Source organism: Lelliottia sp. RWM.1 (assembly GCF_016859735.1).
Taxonomy (GTDB): domain Bacteria; phylum Pseudomonadota; class Gammaproteobacteria; order Enterobacterales; family Enterobacteriaceae; genus Enterobacter.
The window spans coordinates 14,712-40,500 of sequence record NZ_WLVC01000041.1; the positions used below are offsets into that span (position 1 = coordinate 14,712).

The window sequence follows — 25,789 nt, forward strand, 5'->3', positions numbered from 1 at the left end:
TTAGTCACGTATCCAGCCTTTACGGATAGGGATCGCAAAGCAAACGCGATAAAGATGTGAGAGCCCACGGTAAAGCGCTTGACCAAAAAGGCTCCACAGGATCGCCGCACTGACACAGCCAATCAGCCCCACAAGGAAGCCGCCGACCATATCCAGCGGCCAGTGCACGCCCAGATAGACACGTGACCAGGAGATGGCGGCGGCGATAACCATCAGTACCGCGCCCGACCAGAGTCGATGCCAGAACAGGAAGGCCAGTGCAAAGGTGAAGATTACCGTACCGTGGTCGCTCGGGAAGGAGTCATCTGGCGCATGGTGCAGGAAGGTATAGCCGACGTGATCGACGAAAGGGCGATCGTGAGGGAAGGCGTGTCCGAGAATAAAACTGACCAGAACGCTTACGCCCAGGGCCATCGCAACTTTAATGACCAGCTGGCGCTGGGCATTGACCTGCTTGCGCGGACCCCAAAGCCAGAGAATAGCAGCCAGTGCCGGTACAATGCTGATGAGGTCTTTTGCCATAAAGGTCGCGACATCAATCATCCATTCCGGTGACGCGGGGGTGGCGTTAATCAGATAAAACAGTCCGTAATTCAGTTGCTCTAACATATTGTTGTCACTCTTTAGCAAACCAGGCGGAAACAAGGCCATAGGCCACCACCTGAGAAAACCAGACCCACCACCCAGCCCACAGGTTGTGAGAGAAAAAATGCGCCCCGCGCATGACTTGCCCGAACCCCATCGCCAGGCCTAAAAAAATGCCCAATGCGACGAAGAACCAGGCCAGACGAGGACGTTCGCGCCAGAAGGCAAAAAACAACCCCATGACCATAAAGCCACTGGACGAATGGCCGCCAGGGAAGCAGCGTCCGGGACCGCTGTCAGCGGGTATTGCGCCAAACAGGGGATAAGAGATCGCCTTGCCGCCATACTCCACTAAATCCCAGGGACAACTGTGGTGGCTGATACTCTTCAGCACCCCAACAACCAGCGCCCCAAGCCCCATCAACAGGGAGGCGGTAACCAGTCGAGCATTACGACGAAATGCACCGTAAAACAGGGCGACCGCTCCCAGGGCAATCGCGATATATTTAGCCAATCGATGGTTCAGCAGATCCAGCAGCGCGTTTTGTTGCAACGGAAACCCCCGCGTTGTAGCGTCATACCAAAAGCCGGTGATCCAGCGATCCACTGTTTCGTCACGAGAGAGCCAGGTAAACAGCACAGCAAGGACTATCAGCACGAAAAGTTGATAACCATAAAAGCGTATCGGCAAACGGTAAAGTTGTTTTGTCTTATTTGTCGGTAACTTAGATAATTCTGAACGGCTGGTGGTTTGTGCCATAAATTGAGATCGGTGACGTGAAATAGGGCTATCATATTTCTGTCAACTTAAGGAAACCTTAAACAACGACGATAAGTGCTTTATTTCTGTTTTTTCCCGATTATTGACTATCTCAGACAGCGGCAATTCATTACACTCACCGCGATTTTTTCATCATAAAGAGACTTCATGCTAAACCGTTCTTCTTCAGGTAGTCGTCTGGGGCGCCAGGCGTTACTTTTCCCTCTGTGTCTGGTGCTCTACGAATTTTCTACCTATATTGGCAACGATATGATTCAGCCCGGAATGCTGGCTGTTGTTGAACAGTACAACGCCGGAATTGAGTGGGTTCCTACATCCATGACGGCCTACCTTGCGGGTGGGATGTTTTTACAGTGGCTGCTCGGGCCGTTGTCGGACCGCATTGGCCGTCGTCCCGTGATGCTGACGGGAGTGGTATGGTTTATCGTGACCTGCCTCGCCACGCTGTTGGCGCAAAACATCGAACAATTCACACTGCTGCGCTTCCTTCAAGGGGTGAGCCTGTGCTTCATCGGGGCGGTGGGGTATGCCGCCATTCAGGAATCCTTTGAAGAGGCGGTGTGCATCAAGATCACGGCGCTCATGGCCAATGTCGCGCTGATTGCGCCTCTGCTTGGGCCACTGGTGGGGGCCGCGTGGGTACACGTCGCGCCGTGGGAAGGGATGTTTATTCTCTTCGCTCTTCTTGCGGCTATCTCCTTCTTTGGTTTGCATCGCGCCATGCCGGAAACCGCGACCCGTCTGGGCGAAAAGCTTTCGCTAAAAGAACTCGGCCGTGATTACAAAGAGGTGCTGAAAAATGTCCGCTTTGTGGCGGGGGCGCTGGCGACGGGGTTTGTCAGCCTGCCATTGCTGGCATGGATTGCCCAGTCTCCGGTCATCATTATCAGCGGCGAAAAGCTGAGCAGCTATGAATATGGCTTGCTGCAAGTCCCGATTTTTGGCGCGTTGATCATGGGCAACCTGGTGCTGGCGCGTCTGACGTCACGGCGCACCGTGCGTTCGCTGATCATTATGGGCGGCTGGCCGATTGCGGCAGGGCTGATTGTCGCGGCGGTTGCCACAGTTGCATCGTCACATGCCTACCTGTGGATGACCGCGGGGCTGAGTATCTATGCCTTTGGTATCGGTCTTGCGAACGCTGGTCTGGTACGTCTGACCCTCTTTGCCAGCGAGATGAGCAAAGGGACGGTGTCTGCTGCGATGGGAATGCTGCAAATGCTGATTTTTACCGTCGGCATTGAGGTGAGCAAGCACGCCTATGCGTTTGGCGGTAACGGGCTTTTCAGCCTGTTTAATCTCGCCAACGGCGTGCTGTGGGTTGCCCTGATGGTGGTATTCCTGAAGGACAAACGCGTCGGGGCGGCGTTGCAGCCTTAATCTGTTCGTTCCCTCTCCCACAGGGAGAGGGGGGAAGGCATCAAATCCGACAGCGTCAATAAAACGGCGCTTCTTTGCTCAGTACTTTCTCTATCACATCCAGCACGCCTTCGAGATTGTTGTGCGGCGCTTCATAGCGCGCAACCGCTTTAATCTGCGTCCTGGCATTTGCCATCGCAAAGCTAAATCCGGCCTGGCGCAGCATTTCAACATCGTTGCCGCTGTCGCCAAAGGCCACCACTTCGCTGTCGTCAATGCCCCAGTGGTTTTGCAGAAGGCGCAACCCGTTGGCTTTGTGCACGCCCGGTATAATCAAATCAATATTGCCGTGACCGGTGGTGACGGGAACCATAATGTCGCCCAGCTCAGCATGGATCATAGTCTGGACGCGGGGGATTTCATCATCGGGCAGGTTTAGCCCAAATTTAAAGAAGATATCGTTAAGATTATCGAAATTATCGACCATTTCCAGACGGTGATAATACTGCGCCGCCATCGTTTTAAGTGCATCGTTGTATGACTTCAGGGTATAGGCACTGTTTTTACCGCAGGCGATCACTTCAACGCCCTGGAGTGAACAGAGAAACTGCGCGACGGTAGCAAACTGGGTTTTCGTCAGCTCGCCATTGAACACATCTTCTCCGGCATTGACCACCCAACCGCCGTTTTCTGCCACAAAGGCGATCTCGTGGGCGATCTCCGGGAAAAACGAAATTAGCTGGTAGTACTGGTTGCCACTGGCGACCACGAAACGGATCCCCAGTTGCTTCATGCGCGTATATTGCGCCAGAAAACGCTCGCGGTTGTATGTCTTCGCATCGCTCAGAAACGTGCCATCCATGTCGACTGCAATCAGTTTAACGCTCATATCCCTTCTCCAGTGTCGGTTGTTCTGCTGTCGGCTTTGCTACCGCACGCGCGACCAGCGCCGCAATAATTACTAATCCCAATACCACCAGCATGGCACTGCGCAATCCATAATGTTCACCCAGGAAGCCGAGCAGTGGCGGTCCCACCAGAAAAGCAAGATAGCCAGTGGTGGCGACCACGCTGACGCGCGTTGGCGCATCCGGGCCAGTGTCGCTGGCGGCAGAGATGGTCAGCGGGAAGCCGAGTGACGCACCAAGCCCCCACAAAATGACCGAAACGCCGGCAATCCAGTCGACATCGACGAAGATGATCATCGCAATGCCTAGCCCACCCAGCAGCGCACTGGCGCGAACCACCGCCACCCGGCTGTAGCGATCGATAAACCAGCCCCCGGTAAACCGCCCGACGGTCATACCCAGCGTAAACCCGGCGTAGATCAGCGAGCCGGAGGTTGGGCTAAATCCGTGTCCGTCTACCATCAACAAGGGGAGCCAGTCATTGGCTGAACCTTCAGCAAAGGCCATGGCCAGCACCACTACACCAATCAGCATCAGTTGCATATCACGGTAAAACGGTAAACCTTTCTCCGCTGATTTCTGTTCATCAGCCGAGTTTTTGCCCGTGCCGTCTGGGATGGCTTTGATCCCGGTCAGAACGGGGATAATACAGACCAGCGCCGCCAGTAAAATATGCAGATTCGCGGTGATGCCAAACGCGGTCAGTGCCATCCCAACGCCCGCGCCAGCCAGTGTGCCGAGGCTGTAAAAGCCGTGCATCATCGGCAAAACTGTTTTGTTCATTTCGCGTTCTACCGCAGCACCTTCAACGTTGATGGCAACCTCGGCTGCACCAAAGCTTCCACCAAAGACCGTCAGCCCCAGGGCAAACAGAAGCGGGGAGGCGAACCACAGCGCTACGCTTAATACCATCATCCCGAACACTGCGCAGCACATGGTGGTACGGATCACAGCCCGTGTGCCAAAGCGTTTTACCAGCCATGCGGAGCAGAGAATTCCGCTCATCGAGCCTATTGACAGACCAAACAGCACAATCCCCATTTCCGCGGTAGATACGGACAAAATATCGCGGATGGCCGGTGTACGGGTTGCCCATGAAGCCATTAATAGCCCGGGGATAAAGAAGAACATAAACAGCGCCCACATGCGCAGCTGCAGGGCTTTACGGGGAGAGGTCAAGGTCATTGGGGTAGCACCAGAAGTACAACAATAGCGACAACACTAACAAGTTTGTGTACATTTGTACATAAATGAGGTGAGGAATTTATGAGCAGAGCACCGAACGATCCTAAGCGCAGGGAAAAAATCCTGCAGGCCACGCTGGATACTATTGCCGAACATGGCATCCAGGCTGTTACCCACCGTAAAATTGCCAGCTGTGCAGGTGTTCCGCTGGGGTCGATGACCTACTATTTTTCAGGTATGGAGTCGCTGATTGAAGAAGCTTTCACGTGGTTCACTCAGGAAATGTCCCGGCAATACCGTGACTTCTTTGCCGGTGTCACTGGCCCGGAAATGGCGTGCGAGTCCATCACGACACTGATCCACAGCTCGGAAGTTAGCACGCCACACAATATGGAGCTGATGTACCAGCTCTATGCCTTTATGAACCGCAGTGCGGCGTTGAAAATGGTAATGCAGGACTGGATGAAGATGAGCCAGACAACGTTAGAGCAGTGGTTTGACCCTGTCACTGCTCGTGCGCTGGATGCGTTTATTGAAGGCATGACATTGCACTTTGTGACCGACAGACAGCCGTTGTCGCGGGATGAGATCCGGGCGATGGTGGGCAGAATTGCGGGGGAAGGAATTTCAGGCAACAAAAAACCCATCAACCTTGAACCAAAACGGCGGGGTTGATGGGCTCCACAAATTGGGGACATCAAAGAAAAGCAGTGGCACTAGTTATGACTGCCCTCTGAATAAAAAGTTCTGCGCATCGCAAAAATTTTTTCTGCAATGCGCAAACTTGAGAGTTATCCGAGTCCCGGCCAGATGATGATGATAAGCGTACCGGCCAGGGTCAGCAGTACGTTGGCGATGGCGTACGTGCCGGCATAGCCCAGCGCCGGAATATTGCTGCGCGCGGTATCACTGATAATTTCCATTGCCGGCGCACAGGTACGTGCGCCCATCATTGCGCCAAACAGCAGGGCGCGGTTCATACGCAGCACGTAAGCCCCAAACAGGAAACAGATCACCACAGGAACCAGGCTGACAATCAGGCCTGATACCAGCATCTGCCAGCCTACGGCCCCCAGGCTGTGACCAATGCCGCTGCCTGCGCTTAATCCGACGCCAGCCATAAAGACCATCAGGCCAAACTCTTTGACCATGTTCAGTGCGCCTTGCGGGATATAGCCAAATGTTGGATGGTTCGCACGCAGGAATCCGAGCATGATCCCAGCAAACAGCAACCCGGCGGCGTTACCGATGCCGAAGCTAAAGTTGCTGAACTGGAAGGTGATCATCCCGATCATCAGGCCCACAATAAAGAAGGCACAAAAAGCCAGCAGGTCGGTGACCTGGCTGTGAATTGAGATAAAGCCGATACGTTCGGCAACGGTTTTAACGCGACGAGCATCGCCGCTCACCTGCAATACATCGCCTTTGTTCAGGACGACGTTATCGTCGATAGGCATTTCAATCTGGCTGCGGATCACGCGGTTTAAGAAGCAGCCGTGGTCGGTCAGTTTCAGTTGTGCCAGGCGGCGGCCGACTGCGTTGTGGTTTTTCACCACAATCTCTTCGGTGACGATACGCATGTCGAGCAGATCCCGGTCAAACACCTCTTTTCCGTTACGGAAACTGGGGTCGAGGCGCGCATGGGCGTCGGGATAGCCGACGAGCGCAATATCATCGCCCATCTGCAACACCGCGTCACCGTCAGGGTTTGCCAGAATACCGTTACGGCGAATACGTTCGATATAGCAGCCCGTCTGGCGGTAGATCCCCAGTTCACGCAGGTTTTTGCCGTCAGCCCAGGCCACCAGCTCTGGCCCTACGCGATAAGCACGAATAACGGGCAGGTAGACTTTACGCTTGGTATCAGTATCCAGCCCGCGCTCGCGCGCAATCTGCTGGGCGCTGGTCTGCAAATCCTGATGCTGCAGTTTGGGCAGATAACGCGCGCCCACAATCAGGCTTACCAGGCCAATCAGATAGGTCAGAGCATAACCGAGACTCAGGTGATCGAGGGCGGTAGAGAGCTGGGAGCCTTCCATTCCGGAGTGGCGCAACGTGTCCCCCGCACCTACCAGAACAGGGGTTGAGGTCATGGAGCCTGCCAGCATCCCGGCCGTTAAGCCGATATCCCAGCCAAACAGCTTACCGAGACCAAGTGCGATCAGCAGCGCGCTACCGACCATCACCAGCGCCAGCATCAGGTAATTTTTGCCGTCGCGGAAGAAAATGGAAAAAAAGTTCGGACCCGCTTCCACGCCTACACAAAAAATAAACAGCATAAACCCAAGATTGAGCGCATCCGTGTTAATGCTGAAATGTTGCTGACCTAATAATAATGAGACCACCAAAACGCCAATGGAATTACCAAGTTGAACTGAACCCAGGCGCAATTTACCCAGACAGAGGCCCAGCGCAAGTACCACAAATAATAACAGGATGTAATTCCCATTTAACAAGTCTGCGACGTTTATATTCACGGAGGCTAACTTCTTGTTTACCAGTAAGCTGTTGAAAGGAAGGGTTATTTAGGCTACTGTTTTGCTCTGTGTGCGAAAGAAAACGTACCTTTTGGCACATGCGCTTTATATCCCACAGAGCAATAACAGGTCGTTAGTTTAATCGTATTAGATATCTACGGCTAGTGAAGATCGCGCAACACTGTATGAGCTTAGGCAAGGAATGCCGCATTGCTTTATCTGACTGGGCGTCCGCAGGACGAATGTGTATTCGATAGAGATGAAGTCAGGAGGATTATTTGAACATCAAGCGCAACTGGGCGGGGATCGTCAGCGGTTTTTTGTTATTTACGGTGGTTTGCCTGTCGTTATCCCTCAATGTCACGGGAGCGTTCAGAGCCTCTGGTCATTCTGAACTGGGCTTGCTCTTTTTTGTGCTTCCCGGTGCAGCCGCGAGTTTTCTCTCCCGCCGGGGAGAAGTCATCAGACCCCTGTTAGGGGCAATGCTCGCTGCGCCAGTATGTTTGTTGTTGATGCGCGTGCTGTTTGTCTCATCGCGCTCATTCTTGCAGGAACTGGCATGGCTGATGAGCGGGGTGTTCTGGTGTGCGCTGGGGGCGCTATGCTTTTTATTTGTGCGTCGCGTGCTACACCGACGGCGTCACCGCAAATAAAAACGCCCTCATTTTGAGGGCGTTTATCGATAACGTTCAGACATTACTGAGCAGCAAAAAGACCCAGATTTTCTTTCGCGTAGGCTTCAAAATCGGTGCAGCCGCCAATGTGCTTCTGATCGAGGAAAATCTGCGGGACGGTTTCAACCGGTTTACCCACGGTTTTTTCCAGATCGGCTTTGGTGATACCTTCCGCGTGGATATCCACATAACGGAAGTTGAAGTCATCACGCTCTTCGGTCAGTTTCTCAGCCAGTTCTTTTGCGCGCACGCAGTAAGGGCATCCTGGACGACCAAAAATCACTGCAAACATTTCTCTCTCCTCAAAAAACAAGCCTGACGGCGAATGGAGCGTATATTGCACGATAACCTGCCGTCATGGAAAGAAGGTTTCACCTGTCGCTTTAATATCTCTGAGCTATGTTTCGCCAATTACATGCAGCATATCATTGCCTATACTGGCTGCCATATTGCGTACAGACAGACCAAAGAGAGACAACATGACGCCAACGATTGACCTGCTACGTTCCCACCGTTCGATTCGCCATTTTACCGATGAGCCAATCACTCAGGCACAGCGCGAAGCCATTGTGGACAGCGCAAGGGGTACATCCAGCTCCAGTTTTTTACAGTGCAGCTCTATTATTCGTATTACCGACCCCGCAATGCGTGAACAACTGGTGACGCTAACGGGTGGGCAAAAACATGTGGCTCAGGCGGCGGAGTTTTGGGTGTTTTGCGCCGACTTTAACCGCCATTTGCAGATCTGTCCGGAGGCTGAGCTTGGCCTGGCGGAACAACTGTTGCTCGGCGTCGTGGATACGGCGTTGATGGCGCAAAATGCCCTGACAGCAGCGGAATCATTAGGGTTGGGTGGGGTGTACATCGGCGGTTTGCGCAATAACATTGAAAGCGTGACAGAACTGTTGAAGCTGCCTAAACACGTTTTACCGCTCTTTGGCCTGTGCCTCGGCTGGCCGGCGGATAACCCGGACGTCAAACCACGCCTGCCTGCAAGCATGATCATGCATGAAAACCACTATCAGCCAGTCGACCAGGATGTACTGGCACACTACGATGACGAGCTGGCGCACTACTACCTGACGCGCGGCAGCAATACCCGTCGGGATACCTGGAGCGACCATATTCGTCGCACCATCATTAAAGAAAACCGTCCGTTTATTCTCGACTATTTGCATAAACAGGGCTGGGCAACGCGATAGTGCATTCATCCTGTGCCTGCCTGCGTGTATGATACGCAGGCTTTTCCCATGTTATTAGAGAGGTGCAGGGTGAACATTGCCATTTTGTCCCGGGATGGAACGCTCTATTCATGCAAGCGCCTGCGCGAAGCGGCACTAAAGCGCGGCCATCAGGTTGAGATCCTCGATCCGCTGTCCTGTTATATGAATATCGACCCGGTAGCGTCGTCGATTCACTATAAAGGTCGTCAGTTACCGCATTTCGACGCGGTCATCCCCCGTATTGGTTCTCAGATTACTTACTACGGTACTGCCGCATTACGTCAGTTCGAAATGCTCGGAAGTTACCCCCTCAATGAATCCGTCGCGATCTCACGCGCCCGCGATAAGCTCCGCTCGCTGCAACTGCTGGCCCGTCAGGGCATTGATCTGCCCGTCACCGGAATTGCCCATTCGCCGGACGACACCAGCGATCTGATTGATATGGTCGGGGGCGCGCCGTTGGTGATCAAGCTGGTGGAAGGTACGCAAGGTATTGGCGTAGTACTGGCAGAGACGCGCCAGGCGGCTGAAAGCGTTATTGATGCGTTTCGCGGCCTCAATGCCCATATTCTGGTGCAGGAATATATCGAAGAGGCCAAAGGGCGGGACATTCGCTGCCTTGTGGTGGGCGATGAAGTCGTGGCTGCCATTGAACGTCAGGCAAAAGAGGGCGATTTCCGTTCTAATTTGCACCGTGGTGGTGTAGCGCGGGTAGCTGATATCAGCGAACGTGAGCGCGAAATGGCTGTCAAAGCCGCACAAACGCTGGGACTGGATATTGCGGGTGTCGATATTCTGCGCGCGACGCGAGGGCCGCTGGTGATGGAAGTGAATGCCTCACCGGGGCTGGAAGGCGTCGAGAAAACCACGGGTATTGATATTGCGGGTAAAATGATCGCATGGATCGAACGCCATGCGACGCCGGGATTCTGCCTGAAAACGGGCGGTTAAATGGATCACTGCGTATTTTTTGCGTAATCTAGGCGAAGTTTTTTCTTAAGAGGCTGCACAGCGATGGATTTACAGGTCGTACCAACACTGGATACGTTACGTCAATGGCTCGATGATGCGGGAATCACTTACTTTGAGTGTGATTCCTGTCAGGCGCTGCACTTGCCGCATATGCAAAATTTCGACGGCGTGTTCGATGCCAAAATCGATCTGATCAACGACGTGATTCTTTTCTCCGCCCTGGCTGAAGTGAAGCCTTCAGCGCTGCTGGCGCTGGCTTCCGATCTGTCGGCTATTAATGCCAGTTCTTTGACGGTGAAAGCATTTCTCGATATTCAGGATGATAATCTGCCAAAACTGGTTGTTTGCCAGTCTTTATTCGCTGGAGCAGGGCTCTCCTTCAAACAGTTTTCCTGGTTTATGCGCCTGAGCGAAGAGCAGATCTCGATGGTGATGCTGGAAGCCAGTGCACATCATCTGCTGTATGGCAGTGAAGATGACGCAGAGAATAATGATGCATCTCCCAATTTTCTTCACTAGTGCTGTCTGACTTTTGCGCAGTCGCTGCCAGAGCGGCTGCATAACACCATTTTTTCTGCTACTTGTAACCTTTCTTTAAAGAATTTTTCACCTCCCCAAAGGCCATTTCGGCTTATCACGTAGACATTACCTGCATAAAAAATTGATAAAAGGCGTTTTTTCGTCTGGGCTATAGCCGGAGACACGGGCTACAGTTATTCTTGCGATGCTTAAAAAAGCGAGCGAATACTGCCGGATAACGTCGTTTCTTTTTATTTCGGGCAGAGCGACAAAATATGCATGAATATTGCATATCTTCAGATTGCACAGTTTTAGTTCGTTTGTTAACGAGCTTTCATAAGGAATAACGATATGATCGCCTTGAATAAAAAATGGTTATCGGGTCTGGTTGCGGGTGCTCTGATGGCCGTCTCTGCCGGCTCGCTCGCTGCGGAACAAAAAACGCTGCACGTTTATAACTGGTCTGACTATATCGCGCCGGATACGGTGGCAAACTTCGAAAAAGAGACCGGGATCAAAGTGGTCTATGACGTGTTCGATTCGAACGAAGTTCTGGAAGGCAAACTGATGGCGGGAAGCACCGGCTTTGACCTGGTGGTTCCGTCCGCAAGCTTCCTGGAGCGTCAACTGACCGCAGGCGTCTTCCAGCCGCTGGATAAAAGCAAATTACCGAACTGGAAAAACCTCGATCCGGAAGTGCTGAAGCTGGTTGCAAAGCATGACCCGGACAACAAATACGCGATGCCTTATCTGTGGGCGACCACTGGTATCGGCTATAACGTCGACAAAGTGAAAGCGGTCCTCGGCAAAGACGTCAAACTCGATAGCTGGGACGTGGTGCTGAAGCCTGAAAACCTTGAGAAGCTGAAAAGCTGCGGTGTCTCCTTCCTGGACGCCCCGGAAGAGATTTTTGCCACCGTACTTAACTATCTGGGCAAAGATCCAAACAGCACTAAAGCCGATGACTACACCGGCCCGGCGACCGATCTGCTGCTGAAGCTGCGTCCAAACATTCGCTACTTCCACTCATCCCAGTACATTAACGACCTGGCAAATGGCGACATTTGTGTGGCCATCGGTTGGGCAGGCGATGTCTGGCAGGCGGCTAACCGTGCGAAAGAGGCTAAAAATGGCGTGAATGTGTCTTACTTCATTCCAAAAGAAGGGGCTCTGGCGTTCTTCGACGTGTTCGCCATGCCTGCTGATGCCAAAAATAAAGACGAAGCGTATCAGTTCCTCAACTACCTGATGCGTCCGGACGTGATCGCCCACATCAGTGACCACGTGTATTACGCTAACGGTAATAAGGCGTCTGTGCCGCTGGTCAGCGAAGAAATCCGCAATAATCCGGCGATCTATCCGCCAGCCGATGTCTTCGCCAAGCTGTTCACCCTGAAAGTGCAGGACCCAAAAATTGACCGTGTGCGTACGCGTGCGTGGACGAAGGTGAAAAGCGGTAAATAAGGCTTTGTGAGATGTATGCCGGGCAGGTGTTGTTCTGCCCGGCGATACGCACCCTTTTGGTGCGTTTGCACCAGTTTTGATTTATGCCGGAGAACACCCCGTGAATGAAGTGATCCCCCGCCCGCAGGCGAAAGTCCGTAAAGCGCTGACCCCGCTTCTTGAAATCCGTAACCTCACGAAATCTTTTGACGGCCAGCATGCCGTGGACGACGTTAGCCTGACCATCTACAAAGGCGAGATTTTTGCGCTGCTGGGTGCGTCTGGCTGTGGTAAATCTACATTGCTGCGTATGCTGGCCGGTTTTGAACAGCCGACAGCCGGGCAGATTGTGCTGGATGGTGTTGATCTCTCCAGCGTACCACCGTATCAACGCCCGATTAACATGATGTTCCAGTCCTACGCCCTGTTTCCGCACATGACCGTTGAGCAGAACATTGCCTTTGGCCTGAAGCAGGACAAGCTGCCAAAAGCCGAAATCACGGCGCGTGTGGCCGAGATGTTGAGTCTCGTGCATATGCAGGAGTTCGCCAAACGTAAACCGCACCAGCTTTCAGGCGGTCAGCGTCAGCGTGTGGCGCTGGCGAGAAGCCTGGCGAAACGCCCGAAACTGCTGCTGCTCGACGAGCCGATGGGAGCGCTGGATAAAAAACTGCGCGATCGTATGCAGCTGGAAGTGGTGGATATTCTTGAGCGTGTGGGGGCGACCTGCGTCATGGTGACTCACGATCAGGAAGAGGCGATGACCATGGCTGGACGCATTGCGATCATGAATCGCGGTAAGTTTGTGCAAATTGGTGAGCCGGAAGAGATCTACGAACATCCGACCACGCGCTACAGCGCAGAGTTTATTGGCTCGGTTAATGTGTTCGAAGGGCTGCTGAAAGATCGTCAGGAAGATGGGCTGGTGATTGAATCTCCTGGGCTTGTTCACCCCCTGAAAGTCGATGTTGATGCGTCGGTGGTGGATAACGTACCGGTTTACGTGGCGCTTCGTCCGGAAAAAATCATGCTCTGCGAAGAACCGCCTGCCGATGGTTACAACTTTGCCGTCGGGGAAGTGGTGCATATTGCCTATCTGGGCGATCTCTCGATTTACCATGTGCGTCTGAGTAGCGGGCAGATGATCAGTGCTCAGTTGCAGAACGAACACCGTTACCGTAAAGGTCTGCCGACCTGGGGCGACGAAGTGCGTCTGTGCTGGGATGCAGACAGTTGCGTCGTGCTGACGGTATAAGGAGCGATCATGAGTACACTTGAACCTCCAGCCCGCCGTGTAGAAAAACCGGGCGGCTTTGGGCATTGGCTGGCGCGCATGCAGATGGCGCATGGGCGCAAGCTGGTGATCGCCATGCCGTATGTGTGGCTGATCCTGCTGTTTCTGTTACCTTTCCTGATCGTCTTTAAGATAAGTCTCGCCGAAATGGCGCGGGCGATCCCGCCGTACACCAACCTGCTGGACTGGGCCGACGGGCAACTAACGCTGACGCTGAATCTGGGTAATTTCCTTCAGCTCACCGACGACCCGCTCTATTTTGAAGCCTATCTGCAGTCGTTGCAGGTGGCGGGGATCTCGACGATCTGCTGTCTGTTGTTGGGGTATCCGCTCGCGTGGGCGGTGGCGCACAGTAAACCGTCGACGCGCAATATTTTGTTGTTGCTGGTGATCCTCCCGTCCTGGACCTCATTCCTGATCCGCGTGTATGCGTGGATGGGGATCCTGAAAAACAACGGGGTGCTGAATAACGTTCTGATGTGGCTTGGGGTTATCGATCAGCCGCTGACCATTCTGCACACCAATCTGGCTGTTTATATCGGCATTGTGTACGCCTATCTGCCGTTTATGGTGCTGCCAATTTATACCGCCCTGACGCGTATCGATTACTCGTTGGTTGAGGCGTCGCTGGATCTGGGCGCTCGCCCATTAAAGACCTTCTTTAGCGTGATTGTGCCACTGACAAAAGGTGGCATTATAGCCGGTTCTATGCTGGTGTTTATCCCGGCGGTTGGGGAGTTTGTGATCCCGGAACTGCTGGGGGGGCCGGACAGCATCATGATTGGTCGTGTTCTGTGGCAGGAGTTCTTCAATAACCGCGACTGGCCGGTGGCTTCAGCGGTGGCGATTGTGATGTTACTGCTGTTGATTGTGCCGATCATGTGGTTCCACAAGCATCAGCAAAAACAGATGGGAGATCACGGATGAACAATTTACCGGTCGTTCGCTCTCCGTGGCGAATTCTGATCCTCGTGATCGGATTTACCTTCCTGTACGCGCCGATGCTGATGCTGGTGATCTATTCGTTCAACAGTTCCAAGCTGGTGACGGTATGGGCGGGTTGGTCGACGCGCTGGTACAGCGAGTTATTCCACGACGACGCGATGATGAGTGCAGTAGGGTTGAGCCTGACCATTGCCGCATGTGCAGCAACCATGGCATCGATCCTTGGAACGATAGCCGCGATGGTGATGGTTCGTTTTGGGCGTTTTCGTGGGTCTAACGGCTTTGCGTTTATGATCACCGCGCCGCTGGTTATGCCAGATGTTATTACCGGTTTATCACTTCTGTTGCTGTTTGTTGCCCTGGCACATGCCATCGGTTGGCCAGCGGATCGCGGTATGTTGACCATCTGGCTGGCACACGTCACCTTCTGTACTGCCTATGTGGCGGTCGTGATCTCGTCGCGTCTGCGCGAACTGGATCACTCTATTGAAGAGGCGGCGATGGATCTCGGTGCAACGCCGCTGAAGGTCTTCTTCATCATCACGTTACCGATGATTATGCCTGCGGTGATTTCCGGCTGGTTACTGGCCTTTACGTTGTCGCTGGATGACCTTGTGATCGCCAGCTTTGTTTCTGGCCCAGGCGCGACGACGTTACCGATGTTGGTCTTCTCCAGCGTGCGTATGGGGGTTAACCCTGAGATTAACGCCCTGGCTTCCATCATTCTGGGGGTTGTCGGAATTGTCGGATTTATCGCCTGGTATCTGATGGCACGCGCGGAAAAACAGCGTGTACGTGATATCCAGCGTGCAAGACGCGGCTGAAGCATTTAAAATTTCCCATGAAGTGCCGCGCCTGTCGCGGCACTGTTTTTCAGGGAAGTAAAACAGTGGGATTTTTTAAACAATCGCGTGGTTCGCATGCTCGTCTGAACGTCCCTGCGCTGGTGCAGGTGGCGGCGCTCGCCATCATTATGATTCGCTGCCTTGATCTGCTGATGATTCTGAACACGCTGGGCACGAGCGGTATTGTTGAGTTTATCCATCGCAGCGTGCAGACGTGGAATCTGACGCTGGTCTTTCTTTCCAGTCTGGTGCTGGTTTTCGTTGAGATCTATTGTGCGTTTTCGCTGGTGAAAGGGCGCAACTGGGCGCGCTGGATCTATCTGCTGACGCAAGTGATTGCGGCGAGCTATCTTTGGGCTGCTTCGCTCGGTTACGGTTATCCGGAGCTGTTCAGTATCGCAGGAGAGTCAAAACGAGAGATTTTCCGTTCGCTGGTCATGCAAAAACTTCCTGATATCCTGGTGCTGTGTCTGCTGTATGCTCCGGCGTCCAGCCGACGGTTCTTCCGTCTGCAATAGTGTGTATCCACGTCATCCTTCAGGCTGTCGCTGTGTTGGTTGCGTCTGCTCACCTTGATACAACTTGAATGATTTTGTGTATATAATCGCAGCCCTCGTTATTCTTAAGGTTTTCGTATGCAGTGCGCACTTTATGACGCCGGTCGCTGTCGCTCCTGTCAGTGGATAGAACAACCGGTCTCCCGGCAACTCACCGCCAAAATGGCCGATTTACAGCAATTACTGGCTGAACATGCGGTGGGAGAGTGGTGTGCGCCTGTCAGTGGGCCGGAACAGGGGTTTCGAAATAAAGCCAAAATGGTGGTCAGCGGCAGCGTCGAAAAACCGCTGCTGGGGATGTTGCATCGTGATGGCACACCGGAAGACTTAACCGACTGCCCGCTCTATCCAACCTCATTTGAACCGGTTTTTGCCGCTCTCAAGCCTTTTATTGCCCGAGCAGGGTTAACGCCTTACAACGTTGCGCGTAAACGTGGTGAGCTTAAATACCTCCTGCTGACAGAAAGCCAGCTGGATGGCGGCATGATGCTGCGTTTTGTGTTGCGTTCAGAGGCAAAGCTGGAACAGCTGCGAGCCGCTTTGCCGTGGCTGCAACTGCAGCTCCCGCAGCTCAAGGTCGTCACAGCAAATATTCAGCCTGTGCATATGGCGATTATGGAAGGGGAGAAAGAGATCTTCTTCACCGGACAGCACGCCCTGGCAGAGAACTTCAACCATGTGCCGCTGTGGATCCGCCCACAGAGTTTCTTCCAGACGAACCCAATGGTCGCAAGTGCGTTGTATGCCAGTGCCCGTGACTGGGTCCGGGCATTACCGGTCAACCATATGTGGGATCTGTTCTGCGGTGTGGGGGGCTTTGGTTTACATTGTGCAACGCCAGAGATGACGCTGACAGGAATTGAGATTTCAGCGGAAGCCATCGCCTGCGCGAAGCAATCTGCCGCTGAATTAGGGCTAACCAATCTTCAGTTCCAGGCGCTTGACTCCACACAGTTTGCGACCGGCCAGGCCGATGTGCCGGAACTGGTGCTGGTCAATCCGCCACGTCGTGGGATAGGCAAAGCGCTGTGTGACTACCTGAGCGAGATGGCCCCGGATTACATGATCTACTCAAGCTGTAATGCTCAGACTATGGCAAAAGATTTCCGCGATCTGCCGGGTTATCGCATTGCACGCGTCCAACTTTTCGATATGTTCCCACATACGGCACACTATGAAGTATTGACGCTGTTAATACGAGATCCGCTGTCGTAATGTCAATTTTTGTTAAGGAAAGCTGTGGCATAATCGCCGCTCCTTTTCCATAGACAAAAGAAAATGAAGAAAATCATTCTGTTGCCGATGTTCGCCATCGGCCTTGTGGGTTGTACGTCTGTAAAAGTCAATCCATTGCCTAAAACTGAGCTCATTGATCGTATTTGTATTCAGCGAAATGATGCGGTCAAAGTCAGCGATTTATTACCTGTGGTGCAACAACGTCTGCAATATCACCATATCAACTCTGAAGTGTTCAGCACCGAGAAGCCTGAAAATTGCCGTTATATTATGAACTACACGGCATACCGTACCTGGGATGTCGTGCCTTATCTCTCCTCTGCAGATTTCACCATAAATCGCGAAGGGGTGATGGTTGCCTCTGCCAATTTCCATCTGCGTGCGGGTGGCGGTTTATCGCTCATGAAATGGCGAGGTACGGAGTACAAGATCAATCCCGTTATCGACCGTCTGGTCGGTGGGCAATAATCACCGTTAACTCTTAAACAAAATGTGAACTCTTCCCCGGCCTGAAATCAGGTAAGCTTTAGTCATATGAAATGAATGAAGGCTTACCGATGAAGCAGATTTTGCTGGTGGAAGACGATCGCGATATCGCGGCGTTACTGCGTCTGAATTTAGAAGACGAAGGCTATGCGATTACCCACGAGGCTGACGGAAGCAGGGCGTTATTACTGCTTGAGCAGTCGTCGTGGGATGCGGTGATCCTCGACCTGATGCTCCCGAGCGTGGATGGTCTGGAAATTTGCCGTCGTATCCGTCAGATGACCCGCTACCTGCCAGTGATTATCATCAGTGCCCGCAGCAGTGAAACCGACCGTATTACCGGCCTGGAAACGGGGGCGGATGATTATCTTGCCAAACCCTTCTCAGTCCAGGAGCTGGTGGCGCGCATAAAAGCCTTGTTCCGCCGTCAGCATGCGATGGGGCAGACGCAAATCTCCGGGCAAATCCAGGCTCATGGCCTGATGCTCGATCCCCTGACCCGCAGCGTGCAATTGCACGGTCGGGACGTTGACCTCACCCCACGCGAGTTTGAACTGCTCTGGTTTTTTGCCCGCCACCCTGGCGAGGTATTTTCGCGTCTGGCGTTGCTTGAGCAGGTCTGGGGCTATCAGCATGAAGGCTATGAGCACACCGTAAACACCCATATCAACCGCCTGCGCATCAAGATTGAGAAAGACGCCGCTGAACCGGAGATCATTCGTACTGTCTGGGGGAAAGGTTATAAATTTGCGGAGCTGAATCATGATGCGGCGCTTTAGCCTGAGCCAGCGTCTGACGCTGCTGTTTATCCTGTTGCTGATGCTCTGTGCCACTGTGGCCTGCGTGGTGCAGATGTACACCAGCATGCAGTACGGTAACGCCATGGTACAGCGGCTATCCGGTGGTCTGGCGCAACAGATCGTGCAGCGCGAACCGATTCTGGACGCGCAGGGCCAGGTTGATCGTAGTGCCCTGAAGCCGTTGTTAGACCGGTTAATGACCTTTAATCCGAGCGTCGAACTGTATGTCATATCCCCTGACGGCGAGCTACTGGCTGATGCTGCGCCACCGGGCCATATCCAGCGGCAAAAGATCGACATTACACCACTGCAAACGTTTTTAAGTGGAGTCGCGATGCCGGTCTATGGCGACGATCCGCGAAGTGCGGATAAGCAAAAAGTGTTTAGCGTGACGCCGCTTCGCCAGGACGGTGAGCTCAAAGGCTATCTGTACATTATCCTGCAAGGTGAGGAGTCGAATGCCCTTGCCGACATGGCCTGGCACAAGGCGCTGTGGAGTACGGCACTTTGGTCACTGCTGCTGGTGGCGTTGTTTGGCCTGCTGGCAGGATTACTGGTCTGGTATTGGGTGACGCGTCCTGTGAAACGCCTGACGGCGGATGTTACGGGGCTGGAGCAAGATAGCATCAGCGCGATTAAGCACCTGGCGGCACAAACTACGGATTTGACCTCGGGGGATGAGGTGACGCTATTGCGTAACACCTTTATTGAGCTGGCGCGTAAAATTGCTGTGCAGTGGGATCAACTGGCGGACAGCGATCGCCAGCGCCGTGAATTCATTGCCACGATTTCGCATGATTTACGCACGCCACTGACCTCCTTACTTGGCTATCTGGAAACACTGTCACTGAAATCGGCTACGCTCACGCCACAAGAGCATCAGCAATATCTTGCGACTGCCCTGCGTCAGGGGCAAAAGGTCCGTCATCTCTCTCAGCAGCTCTTTGAGCTGGCGCGCCTTGAATATGGCGGCATTAAGCCACAGCGTGAGCGCTTTGCGATGGGGGAATTGATTTCCGACGTCGCGCAGAAGTTTGAGCTAACTGCCCGCACGCGCGAAGTCAATCTGCATATTGATCTTCCCGGGCCATTGCCACTGGTTAACGCCGATGTGTCGATGATTGAGCGTGTGGTGACGAATTTGCTGGATAACGCGATGCGACACACGCCGACAGGGGGGGAAATTCGGCTGGCGGTGTGGCAGGAGAATGAGCAGCTACAGGTTGAAGTCGCTGATAACGGTTCAGGCGTTGATGCCTCACTGCGCGATGAGCTGTTTCAGCGCCCGTCTGCACTAAATTCCCAGGCGTCGCGGGAAAATCGTGGGGGATTAGGGCTGCTAATTGTTAAAAGGATGCTGGAGCTACACGGCGGTGGGATCAGGCTGATGGATTCGGTGAGTGGGGCTCGTTTTCGCTTCTTTGTACCCTTATGAGAAATTGCCGGGCAGGCCCGGCCTACATACCACCCCCGTAGGCCAGGCTACCCGACAGAAGAGAATTACTGCGGGAACCACTGATCGCTGATTTTCTGATATGTACCGTCAGTTTTAATCGCTTTCAGTGCGCCGTTCAGTTTTTCCAGCAGCGCTTTGTTATCAGGACGTACCGCGATACCCAGGCCTGTGCCGAAGTATTGTGGGTCGGTCACTTTTTCTGTCGCTGTACCCAGTTGCGGGTTGGTTTTAAGCCATTCGTTCACCACGGCAGTATCGCCAAACACGCCATCAATACGGCCATTTTTTAGGTCGATAATCGCATTCTGATAGCTGTCGTAGGCAACAGTTTTGACTTCAGGATGCTTGTCCTGCAGGTACTTCTGGTGTGTCGTGCCGTTTTCCATGCCAATGCGTTTGCCTTTCAGCTGGTCAAAGGAGGTGAATTCGCCTTTTTTCGCAATGACTACCGCGGAGTTCGCGTAATACGGGTCGGTAAACGAAACTTGTTTGCTACGCTCCGGTGTGATGTCCATTCCGGAGATCACCGCGTCGTATTTTTTGAATTTAAGCGACGGGATCAGGCTGTCAAATGCATGGTTGGTAAAAGTACAGTCGGCCTGCATCTGTTTGCACAGTGCTTTCGCCAGGTCGATATCAAAACCGACGATCTGGTTGCTGGCATCCAGTGATTCGAACGGAGGATATGTCGCTGAAACACCGAAATTAATTTTATCTGCAGCTGATGCGCCAGCGGCGAAAGTTGCCAGTAATGCGGCCAGAACTACCTTTTTCATTTTAATGCTCCCGTCTGTCAATCTTGTCATTATGCGCCGTGTCTGTGGCATGAACGTACAATGCCAGTTATTGAATTTATATGCAATAAAAATGATTAAATATTATTTAATGCATAAAAAAAGACGGGCAGTCTTTAGACTTGCCCGTCTCTGTTATTGCTTTTTATGCAAAGTTTACGCTAATTACGGCGCTCAAATGCCAGGGCTTTACGTTCGATGAGGCGCATCATCAGCGTCAGCAAACCGTTAACCACCAGGTAAACCAGGCCTGCCGCACCGAATACCATCACATCGTAGGTGCGTCCATATAACAACTGTCCGTGACCCATCACTTCCATCAGCGTGATGGTATAGGCCAGCGAGGTGCTTTTGAACACCAGCACGACTTCGTTAGAGTACGAAGAAAGGGCGCGTTTAAAGGCATAAGGCAGAAGGATCGCCAGCGTGTCTTTCTTGCTCATCCCCAGCGCGCCGCAGGATTGCCATTGTCCTTCCGGGATCGCGCGGATAGCACCGTAAAACAGCTGAGTGGTGTAAGCGGCACTGTTGAGCGACAGTGCAATCAAGGCGCACAGCCACGGCTCGGAAAGCAGATGCCAGATAACCGGATAGTTCTGCAACGTCGGAAACTGGCCCGGCCCGTAGTAAATCAGGAAGATCTGCACCAGCAGCGGCGTACCGGTGAACAGGGTGATGTAACCACGTACAATCCAGACCACGACGGGCGTTTTCAGCGTCAGCACAATGGTGAAGACGAGTGCCAGGATCAGCGCCACAATGATCGACGCCACGGTCAGCGTCAGGCTGGTATGCAGCCCTTTCATCAGCTCAGGTAAATACTCAAGCATCAGCCTGGTCTCCGTTCAAAACGCGTTGCACGCAAATCAATACGCTTCAGGATGTACTGACTCAGCAACGTGATCACCAGGTAGATAGCGGCCGCCACAATGTACCAGGTAAACGGCTCCTGGGTACGGGTGGCGATACTTTTGGTCTGCAACATCAAATCATTTACGCTGATCAGGCTGACCAGCGCGGTATCTTTTAACAGTACCAGCCACTGGTTGCCGAGCCCTGGCAGGGCATGACGCCACATTTGCGGCATCACCAGGCGGAAAAAGATCGCAGCTTTCGATAAACCTAATGCCTGGCCCGATTCCCACTGACCAACGGGTACGGCTTTCAGCGCGCCACGCAGGGTTTGCGACGCGTAAGCGGAGTAGAGCAGGGAGAGGGCAATCACGCCACACAGGAACGGACTGACGTCAAAGTTCTCAATTTGCATCTGCACCGGGATCTGCGCAAAACCCAGATTGAGGGTGAAGCCGTCTGACAGCATTAACAGCAGCTGCGAGGAACCGAAATAGATAAACAGGACCACCAGAATTTCCGGTAATCCCCGAAGTACCGTGACCAGCGCAGAGCCAAGCCATGCGATAGGTCGCCATTTCACTGACTCCCACACCGCAAAGACCATCGCCAGCGCCAGGCCGATAATGAGTGCACAAACGGCAAGGCCGACGGTCATCCCGGCGGCGCTTGCTAAAGGAAAAATTTCGTTCATCAGGTCTTACTTCTGGAACCATTTAGCGTAGATGGTTTCGTACGTGCCGTCTTTCTTCACTTTTTCCAGAGCCGTGTTGAATTTCTGCTGCAATTCAGTGTTGCCCTGACGGACGGCGATACCCAGACCCGTGCCGAAATAATCTTTATCGGTCACTTTGTCACCAACGGCAGCCAGCTTGTCGTTTGCTTTCAGCCATTCAGTCACGACGGCAGTATCACCAAAGACAGCATCAATACGACCATTTTGCAGATCCAGTTTCGCATTCTGGTAGCTGTCGTAAGGCACAGTGGTGATTTCCGGGTGCTTATCCGTGATGAATTTCTGGTGCGTTGTACCGTTCTGCACACCTACTTTTTTGCCTTTCAGCAGGTCAACAGAGGCATATTTCCCTTTCTGACCAATGAACAGTGCAGAGTTATCATAATAAGGGGTAGAGAACAGAACCTGTTTTTCACGTTCAGGTGTGATGTCCATACCGGCCATGACCGCGTCAATACGACGGAATTTCAGGCTTGGGATCAGGCTGTCAAACGCCTGATTGCTGAAGGTACAGGTCGCGTCGATCTCTTTGCACAACGCGTTTGCCAGATCCACGTCGAAGCCAACAATTTTGTTGTTTGCATCGATGGATTCAAACGGAGGATAAGAGGCCTCAGTGGCAAAACGAATCGTCTGGGCTGCGGTAGCGGAAAGGCTGACGCTAGCAAGCAGCGCGGCAATCAATACTTTTTTCATTATCATTTCCCCTAGCAAATCAGTGAGATAAATAGTTTTTGAAGGCATCGGTTTGCGGGGCTGTGAAGCAGCTCGCATCACCTTGTTCAACGATATACCCGTTTTCCATGTAGACCACGCGGCTGGCGGTTTTACGCGCCACTTCTACTTCGTGGGTCACAATAACCTGAGTAATATTGGTTTCCGCCAGCTCACGAATAATGCTCACGATCTGGGCGGTAATTTCGGGATCCAGTGCAGCCGTCGGCTCATCAAACAGCAGTACGGCAGGCTCCATCATCAGCGCCCGGGCAATCGCCACACGTTGCTGCTGACCACCAGAAAGGTGCAGGGGGTAGCGGTCACTGTATGGTTTAAGACGCAGGCGTTCCAGCAGCTTTTCAGCGCGCGCCATTGCCTGGTCTTTGCTAAGACCCAGCACGCGGCAAGGTGCTTCAATCAGGTTTTGCAGCACCGTCAGGTGCGGCCAGAGATTGTATTGCTGGAAGACCATACCGACGTTTTGGCGCAGTTCACGAATCGCTTTATCAGAAGGCGCTTTCGCGAAATCAAAATGGTTACCGGCGATAGCCAGCGTGCCCGAACGGGGCATCTCAAGCAGATTAAGGACACGCAGAAGGGAGCTTTTGCCCGCGCCGCTTGGGCCAAGCAAAACCAGCGTTTCACCTTCTGGGCAGTTCAGCGTGATGTCGAACAGCGCCTGGTGTGCGCCGTAGAAGCAGTTAATGCCGTTTAGTTTAATACTCATCGGGGCAGTCTTTACTCATCCAGGCAATCTATAGCAATTGAGGCCGCAGATAGTACCGTTGACAGAATAGTTATGCAATATTTCTGCGTTAAAAGTTAAATATAACCCGTAATCCTATCTAAACATAGCACAAAATAGCGAAGGGCAATTCCGGCGAGTATAAATGTCGGCATTCCTGATGAAATGCCGCACATTTTACGGGGTTAACAATTGATTAACGGGTGGTCAGTGGTTTTCAATGGACTGGCGTAGCGTGCCTGCCGGGGCATGGACGCTGCCGCCGACGTAGCGGACATCATCAATCGCCCAGCATTGTCCTTCACGGATCATCAGCACTTCATCCTGCCAGGATTGTGTGCCCTGGGTGAGTTTCACCCGCAGAGGAATGTTCCGGGCATCGGTGTTCGGGATGGTGGATGCACTGGCGACTTCAGCGCTGTCTGGCAATGTGGTGCGGCTGGAGAACGGGTCAGATTTGAGCAACGCATTATGCTGCGGATCGCGGGTTGCATCGTTCAGCAGTTTTGCCAGGTTGTCACTGAGGTAAGGGCGCAGTGCGGTGATGTCGTTACTGCGATGCTGAATGTGATAATCATAGAATTGCTGTGCTACGGCATCCGGGCCGCCGTCAATACAAGGACCGCTGCGAGTACCGATATCCTTAAAGGCCGGTGTAACCGTGGTGCAGGCGCTGAGCACCAGCGCGCATGGCACTAAAAGCGTTAAAGCAGAGTAGCGCATGTTGATTTCCTTATTTATTTACTATCCTTTCAATCATAGCGTAACGACCCGATAATGCTGCCTGAGCTTCACGCTAAAAAGGAGAGAAACCATGCAGTTTTCAACAACCCCCACTCTGGAAGGGCAGCCGATCATCGAGTATTGCGGCGTGGTCACAGGCGAAGCCATCCTGGGGGCAAACATTTTCCGCGACTTTTTTGCCGGTATCCGCGACATCGTGGGTGGCCGCTCGGGTGCTTACGAAAAAGAGCTGCGCAAAGCGCGAGAAATCGCGTTTAAAGAGCTGGGTGAACAGGCGAAAGCATTGGGAGCGGATGCCGTTGTGGGCATTGATATTGACTACGAAACGGTAGGGAAAGACGCCAGTATGTTGATGGTAAGCGTCAGTGGTACGGCGGTGAAAATCCGTCGATGAAGCGCTCGCTATCTGCGCTCCTGCTGGCCATGCTGCTGGCAGGCTGTGCGACAGAAAAGGGTATCCTTGATAAAGGTGCATATGAGCTGGATACCCGGCATCAGGCACAGGCGGCGTATCCACGTATCAAAGTGCTGGTCATTCACTACACCGCCGACGATTTCGACAGCTCACTGGCAACGTTAACGGACAAAAATGTGAGCTCGCATTACCTCATTCCGGCTCATCCGCCTTCTCCTGATGGCAAGCCCCGTATCTGGCAATTAGTACCTGAAGATCAGCTTGCCTGGCATGCAGGGATCAGCTTCTGGCGCGGTACTAACCGGATAAATGATACCTCTGTGGGCATTGAACTGGAAAACCGGGGCTGGCAGAAAACGGGTGAGGTGAAACATTTCACCCCGTTTGAGCCAGCACAAATTGCCGCATTGATTCCACTCGCGAAAGACATTATCGCGCGTTACAACATCGAGCCGGAGAATGTGGTCGCGCATTCGGACATAGCGCCGCAGCGTAAGGACGATCCTGGCCCACTGTTCCCCTGGCGTGAACTGGCGCAAAGAGGGATTGGCGCCTGGCCAGACCCGGATCGCGTGACGTTTTACCTTAACGGGCGACCGCGTGATCAGGCCGTGGAGACGGCAGCGTTGCTCGATCTGCTGGTGCGTTATGGCTACGCGTTACCGGAAAACAGCACCCCGGCACAGCAGAAGCGGGTCATTATGGTGTTCCAGATGCATTTTCGCCCGGAACGCTGGGATGGTAATGCAGATGCTGAAACGATGGCCATTGCTGAAGCCTTACTGGAAAAATACGGGCAGGGATAATCCTTCGGGATACCTCTGAGTAAGATGCCCGGCACAGAATGTGCTTAGGATTAATCTTAAGTACATTCTCAATTAAATTATAGTTAATTGACTTAAAATTACCCGCACTTAAGATAGATGCATAGCGTGCTAACTCATTGAGTAAGTATAATTATAAACTAAGGAAGGTGCGAACAAGTTCCTGATATGAGATCATCATATTCATCCGGAGCGCATCCCAGAGGGACATCATGAG

The 25,789-nt window shown here is 52.9% G+C and carries 29 protein-coding genes; 17 read left to right on the forward strand and 12 right to left on the reverse strand.

What is annotated here, in order from left to right; genetic code table 11:
* Window positions 1–609, reverse strand: coding sequence for an undecaprenyl-diphosphate phosphatase (ybjG, locus tag GF617_RS21485; RefSeq protein ID WP_203452424.1), 609 nt, complete (start codon window positions 607–609; stop codon window positions 1–3).
* A gap of 7 nt (window positions 610–616) precedes the next feature.
* On the reverse strand, window positions 617–1,345 hold the full coding sequence (locus GF617_RS21490; RefSeq protein ID WP_203452414.1) for a phosphatase PAP2 family protein: 729 nt from the start codon (window positions 1,343–1,345) through the stop codon (window positions 617–619).
* Window positions 1,346–1,513: 168 nt separating this feature from the next.
* Here GF617_RS21490 and GF617_RS21495 point away from each other — a divergent pair, with 168 nt between their 5' ends.
* Window positions 1,514–2,746 (forward strand): MFS transporter, encoded by a 1,233-nt coding sequence (locus tag GF617_RS21495; RefSeq protein ID WP_203452415.1) that lies wholly within the window; start codon window positions 1,514–1,516, stop codon window positions 2,744–2,746.
* A gap of 55 nt (window positions 2,747–2,801) precedes the next feature.
* On the opposite strand, the gene GF617_RS21500 is transcribed toward GF617_RS21495, so the two are convergent.
* Both GF617_RS21500 and GF617_RS21505 read right to left on the reverse strand, forming a co-directional pair.
* Window positions 2,802–3,614, reverse strand: coding sequence for a Cof-type HAD-IIB family hydrolase (locus tag GF617_RS21500; protein WP_181622819.1), 813 nt, complete (start codon window positions 3,612–3,614; stop codon window positions 2,802–2,804).
* Window positions 3,604–4,818, reverse strand: a complete 1,215-nt coding sequence (locus tag GF617_RS21505; RefSeq protein WP_203452416.1) for an MFS transporter — start codon at window positions 4,816–4,818, stop codon at window positions 3,604–3,606. The genes GF617_RS21500 and GF617_RS21505 overlap by 11 nt, the downstream gene beginning before the upstream one ends.
* An 81-nt stretch (window positions 4,819–4,899) precedes the next feature.
* Between GF617_RS21505 and GF617_RS21510 the strand changes: the two genes are divergently transcribed.
* Complete coding sequence (locus GF617_RS21510; protein ID WP_203452417.1) at window positions 4,900–5,493, forward strand: TetR/AcrR family transcriptional regulator; 594 nt, start codon at window positions 4,900–4,902, stop codon at window positions 5,491–5,493.
* A gap of 116 nt (window positions 5,494–5,609) precedes the next feature.
* Here GF617_RS21510 and GF617_RS21515 read toward each other — a convergent pair whose 3' ends face one another.
* Window positions 5,610–7,295 carry an aspartate:alanine antiporter gene (locus tag GF617_RS21515; protein ID WP_181622822.1) on the reverse strand — a complete coding sequence of 562 codons (1,686 nt, stop codon included), beginning with the start codon at window positions 7,293–7,295 and terminating at the stop codon, window positions 5,610–5,612.
* Between the two features lie 278 nt (window positions 7,296–7,573).
* Here GF617_RS21515 and GF617_RS21520 point away from each other — a divergent pair, with 278 nt between their 5' ends.
* Window positions 7,574–7,948 (forward strand): inner membrane protein YbjM, encoded by a 375-nt coding sequence (locus GF617_RS21520; RefSeq protein ID WP_203452418.1) that lies wholly within the window; start codon window positions 7,574–7,576, stop codon window positions 7,946–7,948.
* A 43-nt stretch (window positions 7,949–7,991) separates the two neighbouring features.
* Here the strand turns inward: GF617_RS21520 and GF617_RS21525 are convergent, their stop codons facing one another.
* Window positions 7,992–8,261, reverse strand: coding sequence for a GrxA family glutaredoxin (locus tag GF617_RS21525; RefSeq protein WP_010429050.1), 270 nt, complete (start codon window positions 8,259–8,261; stop codon window positions 7,992–7,994).
* A gap of 187 nt (window positions 8,262–8,448) precedes the next feature.
* Between GF617_RS21525 and nfsA the strand changes: the two genes are divergently transcribed.
* The 12 genes from nfsA (at window position 8,449) to GF617_RS21585 (ending at window position 19,724) form a co-directional block, all read left to right on the forward strand.
* A complete protein-coding gene (nfsA, locus tag GF617_RS21530) occupies window positions 8,449–9,171 on the forward strand; it encodes a nitroreductase NfsA (protein WP_181622824.1) in 723 nt (240 codons plus the stop codon).
* A gap of 69 nt (window positions 9,172–9,240) precedes the next feature.
* Window positions 9,241–10,143 (forward strand): 30S ribosomal protein S6--L-glutamate ligase, encoded by a 903-nt coding sequence (gene rimK, locus GF617_RS21535; RefSeq protein ID WP_203452419.1) that lies wholly within the window; start codon window positions 9,241–9,243, stop codon window positions 10,141–10,143.
* Window positions 10,144–10,206: 63 nt separating this feature from the next.
* The gene (locus tag GF617_RS21540) at window positions 10,207–10,683 is read left to right on the forward strand and encodes a YbjN domain-containing protein (RefSeq protein ID WP_181622826.1); all 477 of its coding nucleotides are present in this window, start codon (window positions 10,207–10,209) and stop codon (window positions 10,681–10,683) included.
* Between the two features lie 351 nt (window positions 10,684–11,034).
* Window positions 11,035–12,147, forward strand: coding sequence for a spermidine/putrescine ABC transporter substrate-binding protein PotF (potF, locus tag GF617_RS21545; protein WP_181622827.1), 1,113 nt, complete (start codon window positions 11,035–11,037; stop codon window positions 12,145–12,147).
* A gap of 100 nt (window positions 12,148–12,247) precedes the next feature.
* A complete protein-coding gene (gene potG / locus GF617_RS21550) occupies window positions 12,248–13,381 on the forward strand; it encodes a putrescine ABC transporter ATP-binding subunit PotG (protein WP_181622828.1) in 1,134 nt (377 codons plus the stop codon).
* Between the two features lie 9 nt (window positions 13,382–13,390).
* A complete protein-coding gene (potH, locus tag GF617_RS21555) occupies window positions 13,391–14,347 on the forward strand; it encodes a putrescine ABC transporter permease PotH (RefSeq protein ID WP_181622829.1) in 957 nt (318 codons plus the stop codon).
* Complete coding sequence (gene potI / locus GF617_RS21560; RefSeq protein WP_181622830.1) at window positions 14,344–15,189, forward strand: putrescine ABC transporter permease PotI; 846 nt, start codon at window positions 14,344–14,346, stop codon at window positions 15,187–15,189. The genes potH and potI overlap by 4 nt, the downstream gene beginning before the upstream one ends.
* Before the next feature lie 17 nt (window positions 15,190–15,206).
* A complete protein-coding gene (locus GF617_RS21565) occupies window positions 15,207–15,728 on the forward strand; it encodes a YbjO family protein (protein WP_203452420.1) in 522 nt (173 codons plus the stop codon).
* Window positions 15,729–15,845: 117 nt separating this feature from the next.
* The gene (gene rlmC / locus GF617_RS21570; protein WP_203452421.1) at window positions 15,846–16,982 is read left to right on the forward strand and encodes a 23S rRNA (uracil(747)-C(5))-methyltransferase RlmC; all 1,137 of its coding nucleotides are present in this window, start codon (window positions 15,846–15,848) and stop codon (window positions 16,980–16,982) included.
* A gap of 63 nt (window positions 16,983–17,045) precedes the next feature.
* Window positions 17,046–17,471 carry an Sbal_3080 family lipoprotein gene (locus GF617_RS21575; protein WP_181622833.1) on the forward strand — a complete coding sequence of 142 codons (426 nt, stop codon included), beginning with the start codon at window positions 17,046–17,048 and terminating at the stop codon, window positions 17,469–17,471.
* An 89-nt stretch (window positions 17,472–17,560) separates the two neighbouring features.
* Window positions 17,561–18,268, forward strand: a complete 708-nt coding sequence (locus GF617_RS21580; RefSeq protein WP_181622834.1) for a response regulator transcription factor — start codon at window positions 17,561–17,563, stop codon at window positions 18,266–18,268.
* Window positions 18,252–19,724 carry a sensor histidine kinase KdpD gene (locus GF617_RS21585; RefSeq protein WP_203452422.1) on the forward strand — a complete coding sequence of 491 codons (1,473 nt, stop codon included), beginning with the start codon at window positions 18,252–18,254 and terminating at the stop codon, window positions 19,722–19,724. The genes GF617_RS21580 and GF617_RS21585 overlap by 17 nt, the downstream gene beginning before the upstream one ends.
* Before the next feature lie 65 nt (window positions 19,725–19,789).
* Here GF617_RS21585 and artJ read toward each other — a convergent pair whose 3' ends face one another.
* The 6 genes from artJ to GF617_RS21615 form a co-directional block, all read right to left on the reverse strand.
* Complete coding sequence (gene artJ, locus GF617_RS21590) at window positions 19,790–20,521, reverse strand: arginine ABC transporter substrate-binding protein ArtJ (protein ID WP_181622836.1); 732 nt, start codon at window positions 20,519–20,521, stop codon at window positions 19,790–19,792.
* Between the two features lie 179 nt (window positions 20,522–20,700).
* On the reverse strand, window positions 20,701–21,369 hold the full coding sequence (gene artM / locus GF617_RS21595; protein WP_181622837.1) for an arginine ABC transporter permease ArtM: 669 nt from the start codon (window positions 21,367–21,369) through the stop codon (window positions 20,701–20,703).
* Window positions 21,369–22,085 (reverse strand): arginine ABC transporter permease ArtQ, encoded by a 717-nt coding sequence (gene artQ, locus GF617_RS21600; protein ID WP_181622838.1) that lies wholly within the window; start codon window positions 22,083–22,085, stop codon window positions 21,369–21,371. Before artQ ends, artM begins: the two co-directional genes overlap by 1 nt.
* Before the next feature lie 6 nt (window positions 22,086–22,091).
* Entirely contained in the window at window positions 22,092–22,823 is a 732-nt protein-coding gene (gene artI / locus GF617_RS21605; RefSeq protein ID WP_203452423.1) for an arginine ABC transporter substrate-binding protein ArtI, read from the reverse strand.
* A gap of 19 nt (window positions 22,824–22,842) precedes the next feature.
* Entirely contained in the window at window positions 22,843–23,571 is a 729-nt protein-coding gene (artP, locus tag GF617_RS21610) for an arginine ABC transporter ATP-binding protein ArtP (protein ID WP_181622840.1), read from the reverse strand.
* Window positions 23,572–23,796: 225 nt separating this feature from the next.
* A complete protein-coding gene (locus GF617_RS21615; protein WP_181622841.1) occupies window positions 23,797–24,312 on the reverse strand; it encodes a lipoprotein in 516 nt (171 codons plus the stop codon).
* A 91-nt stretch (window positions 24,313–24,403) separates the two neighbouring features.
* On the opposite strand from GF617_RS21615, the gene GF617_RS21620 reads away from it, so the two are divergent.
* Together GF617_RS21620 and GF617_RS21625 are read left to right on the forward strand one after the other, a co-directional pair.
* Window positions 24,404–24,727 carry a heavy metal-binding domain-containing protein gene (locus GF617_RS21620; protein WP_181622842.1) on the forward strand — a complete coding sequence of 108 codons (324 nt, stop codon included), beginning with the start codon at window positions 24,404–24,406 and terminating at the stop codon, window positions 24,725–24,727.
* On the forward strand, window positions 24,724–25,554 hold the full coding sequence (locus tag GF617_RS21625; RefSeq protein WP_181622843.1) for an N-acetylmuramoyl-L-alanine amidase: 831 nt from the start codon (window positions 24,724–24,726) through the stop codon (window positions 25,552–25,554). The genes GF617_RS21620 and GF617_RS21625 overlap by 4 nt, the downstream gene beginning before the upstream one ends.
* The last annotated feature ends 235 nt before the right edge of the window (window positions 25,555–25,789 follow it).

Coding starts and splice junctions, on each gene's coding strand:
- ybjG (WP_203452424.1), bottom strand. CDS start 609: ATGTTAGAGCAACTGAATTACGGACTGTTTTATCTGATTAACGCCACC.
- GF617_RS21490 (WP_203452414.1), bottom strand. CDS start 1,345: ATGGCACAAACCACCAGCCGTTCAGAATTATCTAAGTTACCGACAAAT.
- GF617_RS21495 (WP_203452415.1), top strand. CDS start 1,514: ATGCTAAACCGTTCTTCTTCAGGTAGTCGTCTGGGGCGCCAGGCGTTA.
- GF617_RS21500 (WP_181622819.1), bottom strand. CDS start 3,614: ATGAGCGTTAAACTGATTGCAGTCGACATGGATGGCACGTTTCTGAGC.
- GF617_RS21505 (WP_203452416.1), bottom strand. CDS start 4,818: ATGACCTTGACCTCTCCCCGTAAAGCCCTGCAGCTGCGCATGTGGGCG.
- GF617_RS21510 (WP_203452417.1), top strand. CDS start 4,900: ATGAGCAGAGCACCGAACGATCCTAAGCGCAGGGAAAAAATCCTGCAG.
- GF617_RS21525 (WP_010429050.1), bottom strand. CDS start 8,261: ATGTTTGCAGTGATTTTTGGTCGTCCAGGATGCCCTTACTGCGTGCGC.
- nfsA (WP_181622824.1), top strand. CDS start 8,449: ATGACGCCAACGATTGACCTGCTACGTTCCCACCGTTCGATTCGCCAT.
- GF617_RS21540 (WP_181622826.1), top strand. CDS start 10,207: ATGGATTTACAGGTCGTACCAACACTGGATACGTTACGTCAATGGCTC.
- potF (WP_181622827.1), top strand. CDS start 11,035: ATGATCGCCTTGAATAAAAAATGGTTATCGGGTCTGGTTGCGGGTGCT.
- potH (WP_181622829.1), top strand. CDS start 13,391: ATGAGTACACTTGAACCTCCAGCCCGCCGTGTAGAAAAACCGGGCGGC.
- potI (WP_181622830.1), top strand. CDS start 14,344: ATGAACAATTTACCGGTCGTTCGCTCTCCGTGGCGAATTCTGATCCTC.
- GF617_RS21565 (WP_203452420.1), top strand. CDS start 15,207: ATGAAGTGCCGCGCCTGTCGCGGCACTGTTTTTCAGGGAAGTAAAACA.
- rlmC (WP_203452421.1), top strand. CDS start 15,846: ATGCAGTGCGCACTTTATGACGCCGGTCGCTGTCGCTCCTGTCAGTGG.
- GF617_RS21575 (WP_181622833.1), top strand. CDS start 17,046: ATGAAGAAAATCATTCTGTTGCCGATGTTCGCCATCGGCCTTGTGGGT.
- GF617_RS21580 (WP_181622834.1), top strand. CDS start 17,561: ATGAAGCAGATTTTGCTGGTGGAAGACGATCGCGATATCGCGGCGTTA.
- GF617_RS21585 (WP_203452422.1), top strand. CDS start 18,252: ATGATGCGGCGCTTTAGCCTGAGCCAGCGTCTGACGCTGCTGTTTATC.
- artJ (WP_181622836.1), bottom strand. CDS start 20,521: ATGAAAAAGGTAGTTCTGGCCGCATTACTGGCAACTTTCGCCGCTGGC.
- artM (WP_181622837.1), bottom strand. CDS start 21,369: ATGCTTGAGTATTTACCTGAGCTGATGAAAGGGCTGCATACCAGCCTG.
- artQ (WP_181622838.1), bottom strand. CDS start 22,085: ATGAACGAAATTTTTCCTTTAGCAAGCGCCGCCGGGATGACCGTCGGC.
- artI (WP_203452423.1), bottom strand. CDS start 22,823: ATGAAAAAAGTATTGATTGCCGCGCTGCTTGCTAGCGTCAGCCTTTCC.
- artP (WP_181622840.1), bottom strand. CDS start 23,571: ATGAGTATTAAACTAAACGGCATTAACTGCTTCTACGGCGCACACCAG.
- GF617_RS21615 (WP_181622841.1), bottom strand. CDS start 24,312: ATGCGCTACTCTGCTTTAACGCTTTTAGTGCCATGCGCGCTGGTGCTC.
- GF617_RS21620 (WP_181622842.1), top strand. CDS start 24,404: ATGCAGTTTTCAACAACCCCCACTCTGGAAGGGCAGCCGATCATCGAG.
- GF617_RS21625 (WP_181622843.1), top strand. CDS start 24,724: ATGAAGCGCTCGCTATCTGCGCTCCTGCTGGCCATGCTGCTGGCAGGC.